Origin of the sequence: Actinomyces timonensis DSM 23838, from assembly GCF_000295095.1 — a bacterium.
Classification (GTDB): Bacteria; Actinomycetota; Actinomycetes; order Actinomycetales; family Actinomycetaceae; genus Actinomyces; species Actinomyces timonensis.
This window is the reverse complement of the sequence record NZ_JH806634.1, coordinates 471725-488374: the sequence shown is the minus strand read 5'-3', so window position 1 is coordinate 488374 and position 16650 is coordinate 471725. Positions and strand designations below refer to the sequence as shown.

Genomic DNA, 16650 nt, shown 5'->3' with positions numbered 1-16650 from the left:
ATGCCCGCCATCGTGTGGCCCGGCAACAAGGCCAAGGACGCCACTCACAAGGATCCGTCCCTGCGCTCGAAGATCGGCCCCTTCATCACCAAGCTCTCCGCGGGGACCACGAGCGCAGGTCTCCATGTGGAGCCCATCCGGGAGTCGGCGGACCGCAGGGTGCGCACCGCTCGGGTCACCGATTTCTACCGGGCCGTGCTCTTCGAGCTCGATGGCGACGGGGAGCCCGTCTACGTCATCCACGGGATCTGGCCGCATGACGAGGCCATCGAGATCGCCAGGACCGTGACGGTCGGCATCAACCCGTACAACGGCGCCGCCCAGATCACCGATCTCCGTGACGCCACGGGCCAGGACGATCATGCTGTTGATCAGGCACGGAGCGACGCCCGCCGGCGACTGGAGGCCGCCCGGCGGGAAGCCGAGGAGATCGCCCGCGAGGCCGCGCGCCTCGAAGCCGGCAATGCCGAGGCGCGCCGCCGTATGGAGGCCGATTCCGCGCCCCCTGCGCTCTCCGTCCCCGTGCGGCCCGGGACTGAGAGTGGGGCACCGGCACTTGGGGCCACGACGGCGATGCCCGGCGTCGTCGTGGCAACGCGCGACGATCGTCCGGTGTGGCCGGATGGGCTGACGGTGGAGTCCCTGCGCGACGAGTTGGGCATCGACGTCCGCCTCGCCGCCGCGGCGCTCGCCGCCAGCCGCGAGTCCGAGCTGCTCGACCTTGCCGCCACCGCCTCCCCCTCCTGGCAGGGCGAGGCGCTGCTGGCACTGGCCACGGGGACGAGCATCGAGGGCGTGCGTGAGGACTTCGAACTCCTCCACCCGCAGGATGTCACCGCTGAGCCCACCGACGCTGAGGTCATCGCGGGCCTGCGCCGCAGGGCCTCCCGCGCTGATTTCACGTGGCTGGAGACCGATGAGGACCTGCGCCGAGCCATCGAGGGCCTCACCTTCGCGCAATGGCAGCTCTTCCTCCACCCCCAGCAGCGCCACCTGGTGGAGCGGCGCTCCAACGGCCCGATGCGGATCTCCGGCGGGGCGGGGACGGGAAAGACCGTTGTCACCGTGCACCGGACGGCCGCCCTGGCCGGGCGAGCGACCGGAATGAGTCTGTCCCGCACCCGCGATGCCGGGCGCGAGCACGACGGCCAACGAGCGGGCGAGACGCGCATCCTCCTGACCACTTACACGCGCAACCTCGCTGACGACCTGAGCCGTCAGCTGGCGCAGCTCGCCCCGGGCCTCGCCCTCGCGGAGAAGGTCGGTGAGCCGGGTGTGCTCGTTTCCGGCCTGGACAGGGTGGCCCGGGCCATCCTCCAGCGGGCCGGGGAGAACATCGCGCCGGTCGCCGAGCGCGTTCTGGGCCGGCGCCGCGCCCGAGTCCTCGCTTACGCCAGGAACGACCTATGGGGCGACGTTCTCGCATTGACTGGTGAGGGATTGCCCGCCGACCTCCAGTCGGCGGACTTCCTCGCCTCCGAGTACGAGCTCGTCGTGCTGCCGCAGCACGTGACGACTCTCCAGCAGTATCTGCGCGTGCGCCGTCCGGGCAGGGGCGTGGCGCTTGACCGTCGCAAGCGCGCTGAGGTGTGGGCGGTCATGGAGCGCTACCGGGACCGCAGCGCGGAACTGGACGTCACCTCCTTCGCCGAGCAGCTCGCCCTGGCCGCCGCCTGGCTCGACGACGAGGCGGAGAAGGAGAGGCCACGGCCCTTCGATCATGTGCTCGTCGATGAGGCGCAGGACCTCACCCCGGCGCACCTGCTGCTCCTGCGCGCACTGGTCGAGCCCGGGCCGGACGATCTCTTCCTGGCCGAGGACTCCCACCAGCGGATCTACGGGAAGAAGATCACGCTGAGCCACTACGGGATCAATATCCGGGGCAGGTCACGGCGACTGACCCGCAATTACCGTACGACCCGCCAGAACCTGCGCGCCGCTTTCGAGATCCTCGACGCCGGGTCGTATGAGGACCTGGAGGGTCACGCCGAGGAGCACCGGTACGTCTCACCGCGATCCGGGCCCGAGCCGCTCCTGCTGCGCGCAGGGTCCCGGGCCGAGGAGCTCGACCTCGCGGCACAGTTGCTGCGCGGTTGGCTCATGGAGGACAGCGAGCAGCGCGAGGCGGGCGCGGAGACCATCGCGGTTCTCGTGCGCGACCGCTATCAGCGCGATGCGGTTGTCACCGGCCTGGCTGAGCGGGGCGTCGACGTGCGCCCGGTGGACAGGGATGCGATGGGCCGGGGACGCCCAGTGGTGATGACCATGCACCGCGCCAAGGGCCTGGAGTTCCGCAAGGTTCTGCTCTTCGACGTCTCGGAGGCCTCGATCCCCCGTGCGCTGCGCGACCAGCAGTACTCGGATGCCGACTATGCCGACGCCCTCCTGCGCGAGCGCTCCCTGCTGTACGTGGCCGCCACTCGCGCCCGCGATCAGCTCGCCATCTCCTGGAGCGGGCAGGCCAGCCCACTGCTGGAGGGGATTGCGGGGTAGGGATGACGTGCTCTTCGCGCTGCACCTCGAAGATATTTCGTACACACTATGTGTGTGGGTGAGCACCTCCTTCACGGCAGGATCGTGAGCGACGAGCAGATTCAGACCTGGGCTGACGAGGCCGAGGCCGGCTATGACCTGTCCCAGTTGCCCAGGGCGCGTCGAGGCCGCCTCGCCGGCCACGCCCCCGGTGCTCCACGATCCCGACCTCCCGGAGTGCGCGCGCCAGGGCGAGGTTGCGCAGACACACGTCGTCTTGATCGTCATCCCCGACAGGAGGGGCCCACACCAGTCACTCATCTTGGCGCCTGATCCGTACTTTTTCTCCCAGATCTTGATGTAGATGAGCATGTTCGCTAGTCTTGCTACGTGCTCCTCGACATCGCCGTCTCCAACTTCCGAACCTTCGCAGGCCAGGCAAGCCTGTCGTTCGTCACACCCTCACTCAAGACGCAGACGCCGAGACCCCCGCAGACCTGGGAGAGCTCGACCTACCGTGTCGCCGCCGTCTACGGAGCCAATGCCTCCGGCAAGTCCACCCTGCTCGATGCCCTCGAGACGCTCGCACACGCCGTTGCCAACCCCGGCCACATGCTCTACGAACCGCATGCGCAGGCGAGTGCAGACCTCCCCACCACCTATGACGTCAACTTCACGGCTGCGAACACCCGCTACCACTACACCGTGGAGGCCATGCCGTGGGGCATCCGCTCCGAGGTCCTGCGCGCCTACCCCAAGGGCACCTCACGCCTGCTGTTCGACCGCACCCAGCAGAGCCCTGACGCACCCATCGAAGTCAAGTCCGGCCCGAGCCTCACGGGCCCGACCGCCGCTGTCAAGCAGCTCGTCACCGCCACGGACCTCCTGCTCGCAGTAGCCGTACGCTACCAGCACAAGACACTTGCCCCGGTGTCACTGGGATTAAGAGCCAACAGCAGCATTGCCTACGTCGACCGCAGCGGCCAGAACATCGAGACATGGGTCCAGTGGATTATCTCCCGCTTGATCGAGAACCCAGAGCGCTGGCGGGCCATCATCAAGGCGCTAGCCAACATGGCGGATCTGGGCATCACCGATGTCCAAGTCCAGGAGGAACAGATTCCCCCCGAGGCCCTGGAACGCATGCGCGCATTCCTGGCGGCCGGTAGCGACGACTCCTCGGCTCAGATCCCCGACGACGCACTACCTAGCGTCATCCGCTCACTCGTGTTCACTCACTCGGATGATGACGGCACGAGTTTCCAACTTGGTCTGGGCGCTCAGAGCACCGGCACACTGACCTGGTTGACCACTGCCGGCCCTGCCGTCAACGCCATCGCTCGCGGCAACCTCCTTATCGTCGACGAGCTCGATGCGAGCCTGCACCCGACGCTCGCCGCGGCAATGGTGAGGATGTTCAAGGATCCGGATATCAATACCACGGGCGCCCAGCTCCTCTTCTCCACCCATGACACGTCCCTCCTCGGCAACACTCCAGGCAAGGCGCTCGATCCCGGTGAGGTGTGGTTCTGCGAGAAGCGTGGGGCATCCGCTGAGGTCTTCTCCTTGGCGGAGTTCGATACTCGCGCCAGCAACAACGAGCAGAAGCGCTACCTCACCGGACGATTCGGCGCACTGCCGGACGTCGACTTCTCACAGGTCATGGGAGCACTCGACATCGCCCGCTCCCCGCAGACAACGAGCTGAGCCATGGGCAGGAAGCTGCAGCGCAACCGGAGAAACTCCCGCCCGACCCGGACCACTATCCTCATCATCACGAACGGAGCGAGAACGGAGAAGGAGTACCTAGAAGTCATCAAGCGCAAGGTCCCCCGCGACGCTGGACTGGCGATCACCTTACGCCCCGAGGACGGCAAGGAGCCCGAGACGATCCTCAAGGACCTCAAGGGCGAACGCGGAGGACTCAAGGACTTCGACGAGGTCTGGATCGTCGTCGACCATGACGGGACTGACCGCACACGCTTCCTCAGGGACTGTGCCGCAGTCAAGACGAGCAAGGTGTTCGGTGTCATCTCGACCCCATGCTTCGAGGTCTGGCTCAATGCGCACTATGAGCGGGTCCGTCGTTATCAGGATCAGGCCGACGCGCAACGCCACTACCGTCGGCTGACCGGTCAGGACAGACGTCACGCCAAGGGGCTGCCTAAGGACTTCCCCTTCGACCGGAGCAAGGAAGCCGAACAACGATGCCTCGTCGTCGGCGACCCAATGCCCAACATCAATACCCAGGGACCCAATCCCTCAACAGCGCTGCCTCATCTTCTCCGTCGTCTCGGCATAATGGGAGACTGAATCAACCGCGGATAATGTTGAGAGCGGATCAAGATACGGGTTCATTCCTACTTCCCCTTGGAACGACCGCCGGGACACAGTCCTGTCCAGGCGACCTCCTCTCACAGCGTGGGCCGACGGCGGTACTGCGCGCGCAGCTCGTCCAGCCAGCTGGTTGCATTCCACCACGTAGTTCCCTGGCTCGCTGGCGACACCACCGTCCACCTGACCATCGGCGTCGCGAGCAGGCCCGACAACCCACACGTTCTCAGCCCTCCCCTCCCTCTGAGAGCACAGCCGACAGCTGGGAGAAGTAGTTGTGCTGCGCCCACGCGGCCCGGTCCCCGATGACGTACAGCCGTCGCTTCGCGCGACTCGCGGCGACGTTGACGAGGTTGACCGTCTGCGCCGCCCACGCCTTCGCCCCCGGTCGATCGGGGTCGCCTCCCAGGATGAGGAAGACGACGTCGGCCTCCCGCCCCTGCGCAGTGTGGATCGTGCCGCCGCGGAGCCCCGGGTACTCGTGCTTCAGGGCCTCCAGCTCACCGGCCATCTCCCGGAATGGGGATATCGCGATGATTCGGGACGGGACCACCTCCCGGCGCCCGAGGTCGGCGATGAGCGCGCGCAGGTTCCTGACCTGGTTGGGCTGGGCGTGTGATCCGGGCTTGTCGGCAGGGACATCGACCCACTGGCTGCACGGAACGCGAGGGCCGTCAGGGCCGTCGAAGAGGTCGTTCCGGCTCGCACGTAACCCGACCCCGCTGATCATGATGCCGTCGTAGGCGATGCTGTTGCACAGCCCGAACATGGGCTCATCGCACCGCCGGTGCACCGTCAACGGGGAGCTGACCCATACGGGGCGCTCGGCCTGGTGAAGGGTTGTCCCGAAGGGGGAGACCCGGTCGGTGAGGGTCTGCACCGACGCCCGTGGCGGGATCCACAGCGGATCAACACCGTAGGCGGCAGCGATGTCGAGCATGGCCTTGCGCGGCATCGTCACGACCGGCTCGAGCTGAAGGGGGTCGCCGACGGCCACCACACGCTTCGAGCGCCAGATCGCTCCAACGGCGTACTGCGGGGCGGCCTGGCCCGCCTCGTCGATCAGCAGCCACCCGAGGTCCTCCGGGCCGAGCGCCGCGAACATACGACCGTAAGAGGCGAAAGTCGTGGACACCACCGGGACGACGAGGAAGAGGGTCTGCCAGGCGGCACGGACCACCTCCCGAGGCAGCTCTCTCGGGGCCTCACCACTCACGACGTCCATCGCAGCACGCAGCCCCTCCAGCATCTTCCCGGCAGCGTTCGCCAGGAAGTCCTCGTGCAACCGCAACGCTGCGAGGAACAGCTCCGACCTGGCCTCGTCGATCTCGACGTTGAGCCAGGGAGCGCGCAGCTCACGCTGCTCCCCCTCCCACTCCGGGCCGGGGTACGCCTGTCCCAGTCGCTCACGCAGGTCAGCCAATCGGGCGCGCAGCTCCCTCTCCTCGCAACGGACCCGCTCGGCGACGTCCTGGGCGCCCAGCATCTCGCGCCGCAGAGCCTCCTCCTGCCGGCTCAAGTGCGCCGCCTGTTCCCGAAGGCCCTGCTCGGCCTCCTCCGCGGCCCGTAAACGCTGCTCGAGCGGGACCAGGGCACTCCTCCACTCGCGGGTCGAACGCCCCAGGGTCAGCAGCATCTCGAGGAGACCGGGACGGGTTTCCACGTGCCGGTTGCGGGCCTGCGCGGCCGTGTCGCGCTGCGCCCGGGCCTCACTGAGGGCCTGCTCGCATCTGCGCAGCCCCTCGGCGGTCTCCGCCAGGAGACCGCTCAGGCGGTGCATCTCGTCATCGGCCCGAACCTGCTCATCGCGGAGCTGCTCGAGGCGTTCACGGCAGGCTTGGGCCTCGCGCCGCACGTCCACGAGGTCGGCCACGCGCTGCTCGGCCCACCGGAACGAGGCGCACGCCTGCTGCCAGGTCGGGTGCGCCGCTCCTCCCCTCCAGTCCCTGAGCCGTGACTGCATGCGCGGCACGGTGCCGAATCGGCGCTGCCCGGTTCGCCGGTCGATCTTGTCGAACCAGAACTCGCTACGGAACGCCGCCCGGTTCCTCTTACTGCCCAGGCGCGCGGCCACGAGCCCCCAGGCAGGGTTACCACCTGACCGGCTACGAGCACCCTCGTCGTCTCGTCCTTCGTCATCCAGGTGTCGCCTGACTCCGCCCCAGTCGGCACCAGGGTTCTCCGGTCCCTCGTCATCGTCCTCGCGCCGCGGCGCGGACGCCGCGAGTAGCGCTGACGCGATATCCGAGAAGTAGTCGGCTCGGCCCCGCCACCGCTCGTCGATCGCGCTGGCACCGGGAATCTCGGTACTGACGTTCTCCACGGCCATGTTGTTCGCCGACGCCACCACCATCTCGAAACCGGTCAGCTCCTCACGCAGCCTGTGCACGATGCGCGGGTAGCTGCCCGAGATCCACCGCAGCGGCTCCCCGACGAAGGCGTCCTCTGCGCGTTCCAGCGCAGCCAGGCGCCGGGCCCGCTCAACGACGTTGCCCGCCACGATGTCGCGCAGCATGGTCGTCTTACCCGTCCCGGGAGGGCCGTTGACACCCATGAGGCCGTGCGTCGGGCCGAGGTCGAGTAGGGCCCGGTTGACGGCGAACTGCTGCCTGAGAGCAAGCGTGTGCTGCGGTGCCGAGGGCCATCGGCCCGCGGGAATCCTGTCCGCTCCCGCCCCTGCGTTGACGACGTCGTCATCCTTCATGACGTCGATCCTCGCGTCGCTGGGCGATTCCGGGCGGCGATGCCCGGAGTCGGCGAGGTATGAGGCCAATGCCGTCGGGCACCGCCCGGTCGCGACGTCCGCGCGGACGGCGGCAAGGTCCTTGAGGAAGAAGCTGTTGAGGAAGTCGATATCCACGTCCCCAGCGTCAGTCTCGCGCACGCGGACGGATTCGATCACCACGCGCCGGCTCGCCAGCTCGGCTACGGCATCGATCCCCGAGACGCGGTGCGCGAGAGTGGTGAGCACGGACGGTGCGACATCACTACGGTCAGCCATCTCGGCGAAGCTCTGCTGAGTGGCGTCGAACTCGGTGACCCATGACGGGTTCGGCCTCTGCGGTTGCACGGCGAGCCTGGCGACAGCCCACAGGGAGGAGGACAGCACCCCCGAGCCCGGTACGAGGCACCCGTCGCCGTCGACCTGCACGCCCGCGCAGGCGCTGCGACCGCCGCGCCGCTCGTCGAAGGCATCGAGGTCGTCGGTGAAGGCGCGGTGCAGGTACTGGTAGGCGTTCTCCAGGTCGTAGACCCCGAGGTAGAGGGTGTGCCGCCACACGAACCGCGTGCCATCGGGGCTCACCACGGGGAAGAGCGTCTCCCAGGGCAACGGCTGCCCCGGCATCCACTCGATGACCTGGTACCGGTCCCCCGTTGCCGCGGGCCTGGTGCGCTTGGGAACCTTCTGCGGGCTGAACAGCTCCAGCAGCCACCAGTAGTCGAGCAGCCGCAGGCGATGCGCGGTCGAGGGACTCGGAGTCATGCCCGCAGCCCGCGCTGACGAGCCCGCGCCACGCACCGACCCCCGCCGCTCATCTCACCGTCCAGACCCGCGGCTCAGCCGATGACCTGGACGACCTCGTCGTACTCGCGGCGGAGCTTGGGGTGGATCTCCTCGGCCCGGTATCCGAAGCCCGCCATGACCGACACTCCCCACTCGGCGGGGTCGATGATCCCATGGGCCGCGAGCAGGTCGGCGACGGCGTCGACGACGAAGCCCTCGATGGGCACGGAGTCGATGTCGAGGCTGGCGGCGGCGATAAGCATGTTGGCCAGCGCGATGTAGGTCTGCCTCTGGGCCCAGCGGTCGACATCCTCGGGCGAGGACAGGCCGAGCATCTGCTCCTGGAAGCCCTTGAACATCTGCGACAGCTCGGAGTCGGGATCGTAGTCGGCGCCAAGCACGTCGGTGACGATGTGGGCGGCGTAGGGGCTGTCGTGGACCACGCCCCTCTTGAACAGGATGATGACGAGCTCGGCCCCACCGGTCAGGACGGCGCCGGCGCCGACGGACAGCGGAGCCAGCTCGGCGCGCAGCTCCTCGTCGCGCACCACCAGGAACTTCCACGGCTCGTAGCCGAAGGAGGAGGGAGCCAGCCGCCCGGCCTCCAGGATCGTGCGCAGGTCCTCCTCCGAGACCTGATGGGAAGGATCGAAGGCCTTGGTGGCGTAACGGCGGTTGGCGGTGGCGAGGATGGACTGACGCTCGGTCTCAGTGGCCATGACGGGACTCCTGACAGGGGTAGAACGGCACAAACTGTCTGCTCAACCTAGCACCGACCGGCGGTTGGCGGAGCCCGCTCACGCCTCGATGATCGCGGTGACGACTCGCCATGCGCGGCGCGGCCGCCGAGGAGTCGGGCTGGCGGGATTTGAACCCGCGATCTCCTGCTCCCAAAGCAGGCGCGCTACCAAGCTGCGCTACAGCCCGAGGATGCGGCAGCGGGGCGGCCCTCCGTGGAGGGCGCCCCGCTGGCCTCATCGAGCGGGTGACGGGAATCGAACCCGCGCAATCTGCTTGGAAGGCAGAGGCTCTACCATTGAGCTACACCCGCAGAAGGCGGACGGCGCTGCCGCCCGCTCCGCGCACGTCAGTGCTCGAGAAGACCGGTCTTGTAGGCCTTCACCAGACGACGGGGCACGCTGATCTCACGGCCGTTGACGCGGATGGTGTCGAGCTGGGGGAGCTCGGCCTTCCACTGCGAGCGGCGGTTGCGGGTGTTGCTGCGGGACATCTTCCGCTTCGGCACTGCCATGGGCCCGCTCCTCTCAAAGTCTCATTGGGATCGTCCGATCCCGGCAAACAGGACCAGGGGACACCATAGCCAGTCGGCGCGAGCCGCTTCCAGTCGGCGAGGGCGGCAGGGCCTGTGACATCGGTCCCGTCAGGTCCCCTTCCCCAACGGTCCGTCGCCCCACCCCCGCTGGCGCCCACCAGGCTCCGCGGCACTCGTGGGACCATACCGCCATGCCCGCTGAGCGCCCCACGCCCGTCTCCTCCGACTCCGCCCCCGCCGAGCCCGCCGGCGTCGACGCGCCCGCCCGCCTCACCCTCGCGCCGGGCGAGCAGCCCGAGACGGACCTGGAGGTCAAGCGCTCCCACTTCCTGGCTCGCGCCGAGCGCGCCGACGACGAGGACGCCGCCCGCGCCTTCATCACGCGCATCCGCTCGCGCTACCCCGACGCCCGCCACCACTGCTCTGCCTTCATCGTCCCCCAGCCGGGCACCGCACCCGGCGCCCCCGCCGTCGAGCGCTCCAGCGACGACGGCGAGCCCTCCGGCACGGCCGGCCAGCCGATCCTGGAAGTCCTGCGCGGCAGCGGGCTCACCGGGGTCGCCGTCGTCGTCACCCGCTACTTCGGCGGCACGCTGCTGGGAACCGGTGGGCTCGTGCGCGCCTACTCCGAGGCCGCCGCCCAGGCTCTCGACGCCGCCGCGCGCGTGAGCATCAGCGAGCGGGCCCTGTGGGAGGTGCGGGTCCCAGTGGCGCGGGCGGGCCGCCTGGAGGCCGAGCTGCGCGCCTCGGGGGCTGCCAGTGGCGCCCTGGCCGTGGAGGAGACGACCTGGGGCGCGAGCGACGCCGTCGTCCTCCTGTCCACGCCCGCGGGCGCCCCCTCCCCCGCCGAGCTCATCGCCCAGCTCACCGCGGGAGGAGCGACGCCGACCCCGGCGGGCACGAGGCTCGTCGAGTCGCCCCTCCGGCCGCCCACCTGAGCGGGCAGCGGGCTCTTCCCGCACCTCTACTTCCCCGCTCCGCTGTGGGCGGATCAGGCCCGCTCACCATACGAACCGCTTGACGCCACCCACTCCGGCCGCACTAAAGTCGCTCCCACAGCGCCGCCCGCACAATCCTGATCGCGGCGCCAGCCAGAAGAGTCAGCCACGGAGAGGAGGACCCCCATGATGCCCGTGTCGGCCACGTGTCTCATGCGCGAGATGTCCCTCTCCTGCTGCCGGTGTCGGTAGAGCGCCAGGCTCCTCAAGACGTGCGCGCGTCGCCGCGCGCATGCCCGGCGCTCCGGGACCGCAGGCCCCTCACAGCCCTGCATCATCGCGGCCGCGAACCGCTCACTTCCTTCATCCATCTCACGCCATCGCTTGAGCGCCACCCGGCACCCGCGCCAGCGCGGCCGGGCCGGAGCGCCCACCATTCATTCCTCGAGGAGAACCCATGTCCCACGCTTCCACGATCGCCGCGAACGTCACCGACCTCGTCGGCTCCACCCCACTGGTCCGAATCAACCGCGTCACCTCCGGCCCCGCCACGGTCCTGGCCAAGGTCGAGGCCTTCGAGCCCGCCAGCAGTGTCAAGGACCGCATCGCCCTGTCGATCGTGCGCGCCGCGGAGGCCTCCGGCGAGCTCAAGCCGGGCGGGACGATCATCGAGGCGACGAGCGGCAACACGGGCGTCGGCCTGTCGATGGTCGGAGCCGCCCTGGGGTACAAGGTCATCATCACGATGCCGGAGACCTTCTCCAAGGAGCGCCGCGCCCTCATGCGCGCCTTCGGCGCCGAGTTGGTCCTCACCAGCGAGGGCGGGGTCGCCGGTGCCGCCAAGCGCGCCGCCGAGATCCAGGCCGCCACCCCGAACTCGATCCTGGCCTCCCAGTTCACCAACCCGGCCAACCCGAAGGTCCACCGCGAGACCACCGCCCGGGAGATCATCGAGGCCACCGGTGGCGCGATCGACGCCTTCGTCGCGGGCATCGGCACCGGCGGCACGCTCACGGGCGTGGGCACGGTGCTGCGCGAGGAGGTGCCGGGCGTCAAGGTCTTCGGCATCGAGCCGGCCGAGTCCCCCTTCCTTCAGGAGGGCAACTGGAACCCGCACAAGATCCAGGGCCTGGGCGCCAACATCGTCCCGGAGGTCCTCGACCAGGGCATCTGGGACGAGTTGCTGCACGTCTCCTCCGACGACGCCCTGGCCTACGCCCGCCGCGCCGCGCGCGAGGAGGGCCTGCTCGTGGGCATCTCCTCCGGCGCCGCCCTCGCGGCGGCCGACCAGCTCTCCCAGCGCCCGGAGCTCGAGGGCAAGACGATCGTCACGGTCCTTCCGGACACCGGCGAGCGCTACCTCTCCACGCCGCTGTACGCCGAGTACCTCAACTGAGCCGGCCCTCGCTCCGCGTCGCCTGAGAGCATGAGGGCACTGAGCGCTCTGCCCTGCACCGACGGCGGTGGTCCCGGGAACAGGATCGCCGCCGTCGGCGTTGGGGCATGAGGCGGCCAAGCGCGCCGCCAATCCGCGCCCGACCGGCGCGCCCCACCGATCGAGGAGAGTCATGTCCCACAGCCACCGCTCCCTGCTGGCGCAGGCCAAGGAGGACCTCGCCACCGCGCGGCGCCGGGACCCGGCCGCCCGCACAAACGCCGAGGTCGCCCTCCTCTACCCGGGCGTCCACGCCGTGTGGGCCTACCGGGCGGCGCACCGACTGTGGAACGGCGGGCACCGCTTCGCCGCCCGCGCCCTGTCCCAGGCGGCCCGGGGCCTCACCGGCATCGAGATCCACCCCGCCGCCGAGATCGGCGAGCGCTTCTTCATCGACCACGGCATGGGCGTCGTCATCGGCGAGACCGCGGAGGTCGGCGACGACGTCCTCATGTTCCACGGGGTCACGCTCGGCGGAGTCTCCATGAATCCCGGCAAGCGCCACCCCACGATCGGCAACAACGTGCAGATCGGCGCCGGCGCGAAGGTGCTGGGCCCGGTGACTGTGGAGGACGGAGCGAAGATCGGCGCCAACGCCGTGCTCATCAAGAACGTCCCGCAGGGGCATGTCGCCGTCGGCGTGCCCAGCCGCGTGCGCGACCCCAAGGTCGATCCCGAGCTCATGATCGACCCGACCATCTACATCTGATCGCGGCCCGCCCCGCAAGCGGCGCCAGCGCGCCTGCTGGCCTTGATCGATTCGCTCAGGCGCGCTGGCAGCGCGGGCACCAGAAGAGGCGCCGGCCGGCGACCTCCCGTTCCGCGATCGGCGTCCCGCAGCGCAGACAGGGGCGGCCCGTGCGGTGGTAGACGTACCAGCGCCCCGCCTCAGGATCATCCTCGGGCAGCGGGACCGGGACGTCGTCAGCATCGACGGTGGTGATGAAGCCGGTGGCCACGCCGTACTCCATGAGGGGGACGAGATCGTCCCACACAGAGCCCAGCCGCGCCTCGCTCACCCGCGCCCCCGCCCGGAAGGGGCTGATGCCGCAGCGGAACAGGGTCTCCGCGCGGTAGATATTGCCCACCCCGGCCAGGACCGACTGGTCCATGAGGAGCTCGCCGATCGCCTTGCGGCGCGCCTTGGCCGAGGCCACGAACACCGCCTTGTCCCCGTCGGCGCGCAGCGGGTCGGGGCCAAGACGACGGCGCACCGCCGCCACGCCCTCGGCGTCGAGCACCTCGCAGGCGGCCGGGCCCGTAAGGTCGGCCACCCCGTGCTCGCCCTCCAGGCGCAGCCTGACGGCGCCCCGGGGCTCCGGCGGCTCCCACTCCCCCGGAGCGGGCGCGCCAGCACCCCCCGCCGCATCACCAGAATCGCCGGGACCCGCGTCGCCTCCCTTGAGCCCAGCCAGGGCCGAGCCCCCGCCGCCGCGCAGCGCGTGCTCGCCGCGCTCCCCCACCTTGCGGCGCGGGGCGCCGATGGAGTGCGGCGCGGTGAAGGCCGAGTCGCCGTCGAAGGTCCACGAGCCGTACAGCCCCAGGTGGATGCGCAGCCAGTGGATGGAGGGATCAGCCTCCAGCGCCCCGCCCGCCAGGCTCGCGGCGCCCGCTGGGAGCGCGGCCCGTATCGAGCCGTCCTCGCCGAAGGGGAGGAAGAGGTGCTTGCCGTGGGCATGGGCGCCCAGGAGCACCCTGCCGTCGAGCAGCGCCGCGCCGCGCTCGAAGCGCCCCTGCGGGGAGGCCGCGCGCAGGCGCTGCCCGCCGAAGAGCTCGTCGAGGGCGGCGGCGAGCCGGTGGACGGTATGTCCCTCGGGCACGGTCAGGCGCGCCCGAGGGGCGCCTGCTCGCAGCGCGCCGCCTCGTAGGCGCTCAGCTGATCGATGCGGCGCTGGTGGCGCTCCGCGCCGCTGAAGGGCTCGGCGATGAAGGCGTCGATGATCGCCAGGGCCTCGTCGATCGGGTGCATGCGCCCGCCCACGCTCACCATGTTCGCGTCGTTGTGGGCGCGGGTCAGGCGCGCGGTCTCCAGGTTCCAGGCCAGGGCGCAGCGCACGCCGTCGACGAGGTTGGCGGCCATCTGCTCGCCGTTCCCGCTGCCGCCCAGCACGACGCCGAGGCTGCCGGGCTCGTCGGCGACGGCCTGGGCCGCCGCCAGGCAGAAGGCGGGGTAGTCGTCGTCGGGGTCGTAGGAGTAGGCGCCGTGGTCGACCACCTCGTGGCCAGCGTCCTTCAGGTGTGCGACGAGGGCGTCTTTGAGCTCGTAGGCGGCATGGTCCGTGGCGACATGGATGCGCATAGGCCGATTCTGCCCCAGGGCGGGGCCCGGCGCCCACCCGCCCGGGCGCGCAGATGTGCGGGCCTCGGCGGGCGCAGGGTTAGGTTGGGCGCATGACCACCACAGACAGCACTGCCGCAACCCCTGCCTCGCCCGACGCCGGCCGTGTCCTGGCGGGAGTCCTCGAGCTCGACGCCGTCGACGCCGGCCTGCGCCCGCAGGACGACCTCTTCCGATACGCCAACGGCTCCTGGATCGACGCCGCCGAGATCCCCGCCGACCGCCCCGGAACGGGTTCCTTCACGGTGCTGCGCGACGCCGCCGAGGAGGCCTGCCACGCGATCCTGCGCGACGCCGCCGCCAGCCAGGAGGCGGCCCAGGCCCACCCGACCACGCCACTGGGCAAGATCGGCGCGCTGTTCTCGACCTTCATGGACGAGGACCGCATCGAGGCCCTGGGAGCCGAGCCCCTGGCCCCCGAGCTCTCCCCCGTCCTGGAGGCGAGCAGCAAGGAGGCCCTCGCCAGGGCCCTCGGCGCGGGAGCGCGCTTCACCGGGCCCATCGACGCGGGCGTCTACAACGACATCAATGACCCGGACCGCTACACCACCTGGATGGACCAGGCCGGCCTCGGCCTGCCCGACGAGTCGTACTACCGCGAGGAGAGCCGTGAGGCCCTGCGGACCGCCTATGTCGCGCATGTGGCCACGATGCTCGGGCTCGCGGGGCTGCCCGAGCGCCTCGGCGCTGACGCGCAGGAGCTGGCCGAACGGATCATGGCCCTGGAGACTGCCCTGGCCAAGGGCCACTGGGACCGCGTGGCCTGCCGGGACATCGAGAAGACGAACAACCCGATGACCTGGGAGCAGATCGTGGACTCCTCCCCCGCCTTCCCCTGGGAGGCCTGGCGCGAGGGCGTGCGCGCGGCCGCCGCGGCGGCGGGGGTCGAGCAGACCAGCTACCTGGACAAGACGATCGTCAACCAGCCCGACTACCTCGCCCATATGGCCGGCTGCTGGGCCTCCGCCTCCTTGGAGGACCTGCGGGCCTGGGCCTGCTGGCATATCGCCCAGAGCCGGGCCACGCTGCTGTCCAGTGACTTCGTGTCCGCCAGCTTCGACTTCTACGGCAAGACCCTCCAGGGCACTGACGAGCTGCGGCCGCGCTGGAAGCGCGGCGTGGGGCTCGTCGAGTCGAACCTCGGGGAGGCCCTGGGCGAGATCTATGTGGCCGAGCACTTCCCGCCCGAGCACAAGGCCGCCATGGAGCGGCTCGTGGCCGACCTCATCGAGGCCTACCGCGCCTCGATCTCCACCCTGGACTGGATGAGCCCGGCCACCCGCGAGCGCGCCCTGGCCAAGCTCGACCAGTTCACCCCCAAGATCGGCTACCCGGAGACGTGGCGCGACTACTCCGCCGTCGTCATCACCCCCGGGGACCTGCTGGCCTCCATCCGCTCGGTGGAGGACTACGAGAACGCCCGAGCCCTGCGCAAGCTCGGCGAGCCGATCGACCGCGCCGAGTGGCATATGACGCCGCAGACGGTCAACGCCTACTACAACCCGGCGATGAACGAGATCGTCTTCCCCGCCGCGATCCTCCAGCCCCCGTTCTTCGACCCGCAGGCCGACGACGCCGTCAACTACGCGGGCATCGGGGCCGTCATCGGCCACGAGATCGGCCACGGCTTCGACGACCAGGGCTCGACCTTCGACGGCACCGGGAAGGTCTCCGACTGGTGGACGCCCGAGGACCGGGAGGCTTTCACCGCGCGCACCTCCGCGCTCATCTCCCAGTACGACGCGCTCACCCCGGCCGCCGTCGCCGCCAAGCACGAGGAGGCCGGCACTCCCTCCGACGACGTCCCGCACGTCAACGGCGCGCTGACGATCGGGGAGAACATCGGCGACCTCGGGGGCGTGGGCATCGCGCTCAAGGCCTACCGCCTGGCACTGGCGCGCGAGGGCATCGAGGGCTTCGACGCCGCGCCGGTCATCGATGGGCTGACGGCCCTGCAGCGCTTCTTCTACTCCTGGGCGCGTATCTGGCGGACGAAGAACCGCGATGACTACGCCGAGCTGCTGCTGACGATCGACCCGCACTCGCCGGCCGAGTTCCGGTGCAACGGGATCGCCAGCAATGTCGGGGCGTTCTACGAGGCCTTCGATGTCCAGCCCGGTGACGGGATGTGGCTCGACCCGGAGCAGCGCGTGTCCATTTGGTAAGACCTGGGCGCGGTGGGAGGGGCGGCGGGGAGGACTCCCCGCCGCCCCTCGGCCATCCCACAGGGCTCCACGCTTCCTGGGAGTGGGCCGAGCGCTGGCAGTGAGCGGGATTCCGCGCCGGGGGGCACAACCGGCCCCACGCCCCTCCGAGCGAGGCGCCAACCGAGACGGATGGGATGGCTGTGACTCG

Annotated in this window: 12 protein-coding genes and 2 tRNA genes; 7 read left to right on the top strand and 7 right to left on the bottom strand. The window is 70.0% G+C overall.

Going from position 1 to position 16650, the window contains the following annotated elements; all coding sequences use genetic code 11:
• From A1QA_RS0112515 to A1QA_RS0112500, 3 genes are all read left to right on the top strand, one after another.
• Nucleotides 1-2493, top strand: a complete 2493-nt coding sequence (locus A1QA_RS0112515) for a 3'-5' exonuclease (RefSeq protein ID WP_017179249.1) — start codon at nt 1-3, stop codon at nt 2491-2493.
• A gap of 369 nt (nt 2494-2862) precedes the next feature.
• Nucleotides 2863-4179, top strand: a complete 1317-nt coding sequence (locus tag A1QA_RS0112505; RefSeq protein WP_017179247.1) for an AAA family ATPase — start codon at nt 2863-2865, stop codon at nt 4177-4179.
• A gap of 3 nt (nt 4180-4182) precedes the next feature.
• Nucleotides 4183-4785 (top strand): RloB family protein, encoded by a 603-nt coding sequence (locus tag A1QA_RS0112500; protein WP_017179246.1) that lies wholly within the window; start codon nt 4183-4185, stop codon nt 4783-4785.
• A 247-nt stretch (nt 4786-5032) separates the two neighbouring features.
• On the opposite strand, the gene A1QA_RS0112495 is transcribed toward A1QA_RS0112500, so the two are convergent.
• From A1QA_RS0112495 to rpmF, 5 genes are all read right to left on the bottom strand, one after another.
• A complete protein-coding gene (locus A1QA_RS0112495) occupies nt 5033-8290 on the bottom strand; it encodes a DEAD/DEAH box helicase (RefSeq protein ID WP_017179245.1) in 3258 nt (1085 codons plus the stop codon).
• A 74-nt stretch (nt 8291-8364) separates the two neighbouring features.
• A complete protein-coding gene (locus A1QA_RS0112490; RefSeq protein ID WP_017179244.1) occupies nt 8365-9030 on the bottom strand; it encodes an NAD(P)H-dependent oxidoreductase in 666 nt (221 codons plus the stop codon).
• 134 nt (nt 9031-9164) lie between these two features.
• A tRNA-Pro gene (locus A1QA_RS0112485) sits at nt 9165-9238 on the bottom strand.
• A gap of 53 nt (nt 9239-9291) precedes the next feature.
• Nucleotides 9292-9362: transfer RNA gene (locus A1QA_RS0112480), tRNA-Gly, on the bottom strand.
• A gap of 36 nt (nt 9363-9398) precedes the next feature.
• The gene (rpmF, locus tag A1QA_RS0112475; protein WP_017179243.1) at nt 9399-9563 is read right to left on the bottom strand and encodes a 50S ribosomal protein L32; all 165 of its coding nucleotides are present in this window, start codon (nt 9561-9563) and stop codon (nt 9399-9401) included.
• Nucleotides 9564-9775: 212 nt separating this feature from the next.
• Between rpmF and A1QA_RS0112470 the strand changes: the two genes are divergently transcribed.
• From A1QA_RS0112470 to epsC, 3 genes are all read left to right on the top strand, one after another.
• A complete protein-coding gene (locus tag A1QA_RS0112470; protein ID WP_017179242.1) occupies nt 9776-10522 on the top strand; it encodes an IMPACT family protein in 747 nt (248 codons plus the stop codon).
• A gap of 457 nt (nt 10523-10979) precedes the next feature.
• A complete protein-coding gene (gene cysK / locus A1QA_RS0112460) occupies nt 10980-11918 on the top strand; it encodes a cysteine synthase A (protein ID WP_017179240.1) in 939 nt (312 codons plus the stop codon).
• 172 nt (nt 11919-12090) lie between these two features.
• Complete coding sequence (gene epsC / locus A1QA_RS0112455; RefSeq protein WP_017179239.1) at nt 12091-12666, top strand: serine O-acetyltransferase EpsC; 576 nt, start codon at nt 12091-12093, stop codon at nt 12664-12666.
• 55 nt (nt 12667-12721) lie between these two features.
• Here the strand turns inward: epsC and A1QA_RS0112450 are convergent, their stop codons facing one another.
• Together A1QA_RS0112450 and A1QA_RS0112445 are read right to left on the bottom strand one after the other, a co-directional pair.
• Nucleotides 12722-13777 carry an Fpg/Nei family DNA glycosylase gene (locus A1QA_RS0112450; RefSeq protein WP_017179238.1) on the bottom strand — a complete coding sequence of 352 codons (1056 nt, stop codon included), beginning with the start codon at nt 13775-13777 and terminating at the stop codon, nt 12722-12724.
• Between the two features lie 2 nt (nt 13778-13779).
• Nucleotides 13780-14256 carry a ribose-5-phosphate isomerase gene (locus A1QA_RS0112445; RefSeq protein ID WP_017179237.1) on the bottom strand — a complete coding sequence of 159 codons (477 nt, stop codon included), beginning with the start codon at nt 14254-14256 and terminating at the stop codon, nt 13780-13782.
• Between the two features lie 92 nt (nt 14257-14348).
• On the opposite strand from A1QA_RS0112445, the gene A1QA_RS0112440 reads away from it, so the two are divergent.
• Complete coding sequence (locus A1QA_RS0112440) at nt 14349-16460, top strand: M13 family metallopeptidase (protein ID WP_017179236.1); 2112 nt, start codon at nt 14349-14351, stop codon at nt 16458-16460.
• Nucleotides 16461-16650 lie beyond the last annotated feature (190 nt).

Bases quoted from the DNA above. Each gene is read 5' to 3' on its own strand.
- A1QA_RS0112515 (WP_017179249.1), top strand. From the start codon at position 1: ATGCCCGCCATCGTGTGGCCCGGCAACAAGGCCAAGGACGCCACTCAC.
- A1QA_RS0112495 (WP_017179245.1), bottom strand. From the start codon at position 8,290: ATGACTCCGAGTCCCTCGACCGCGCATCGCCTGCGGCTGCTCGACTAC.
- A1QA_RS0112470 (WP_017179242.1), top strand. From the start codon at position 9,776: ATGCCCGCTGAGCGCCCCACGCCCGTCTCCTCCGACTCCGCCCCCGCC.
- cysK (WP_017179240.1), top strand. From the start codon at position 10,980: ATGTCCCACGCTTCCACGATCGCCGCGAACGTCACCGACCTCGTCGGC.
- A1QA_RS0112490 (WP_017179244.1), bottom strand. From the start codon at position 9,030: ATGGCCACTGAGACCGAGCGTCAGTCCATCCTCGCCACCGCCAACCGC.
- epsC (WP_017179239.1), top strand. From the start codon at position 12,091: ATGTCCCACAGCCACCGCTCCCTGCTGGCGCAGGCCAAGGAGGACCTC.
- A1QA_RS0112500 (WP_017179246.1), top strand. From the start codon at position 4,183: ATGGGCAGGAAGCTGCAGCGCAACCGGAGAAACTCCCGCCCGACCCGG.
- A1QA_RS0112445 (WP_017179237.1), bottom strand. From the start codon at position 14,256: ATGCGCATCCATGTCGCCACGGACCATGCCGCCTACGAGCTCAAAGAC.
- rpmF (WP_017179243.1), bottom strand. From the start codon at position 9,563: ATGGCAGTGCCGAAGCGGAAGATGTCCCGCAGCAACACCCGCAACCGC.
- A1QA_RS0112440 (WP_017179236.1), top strand. From the start codon at position 14,349: ATGACCACCACAGACAGCACTGCCGCAACCCCTGCCTCGCCCGACGCC.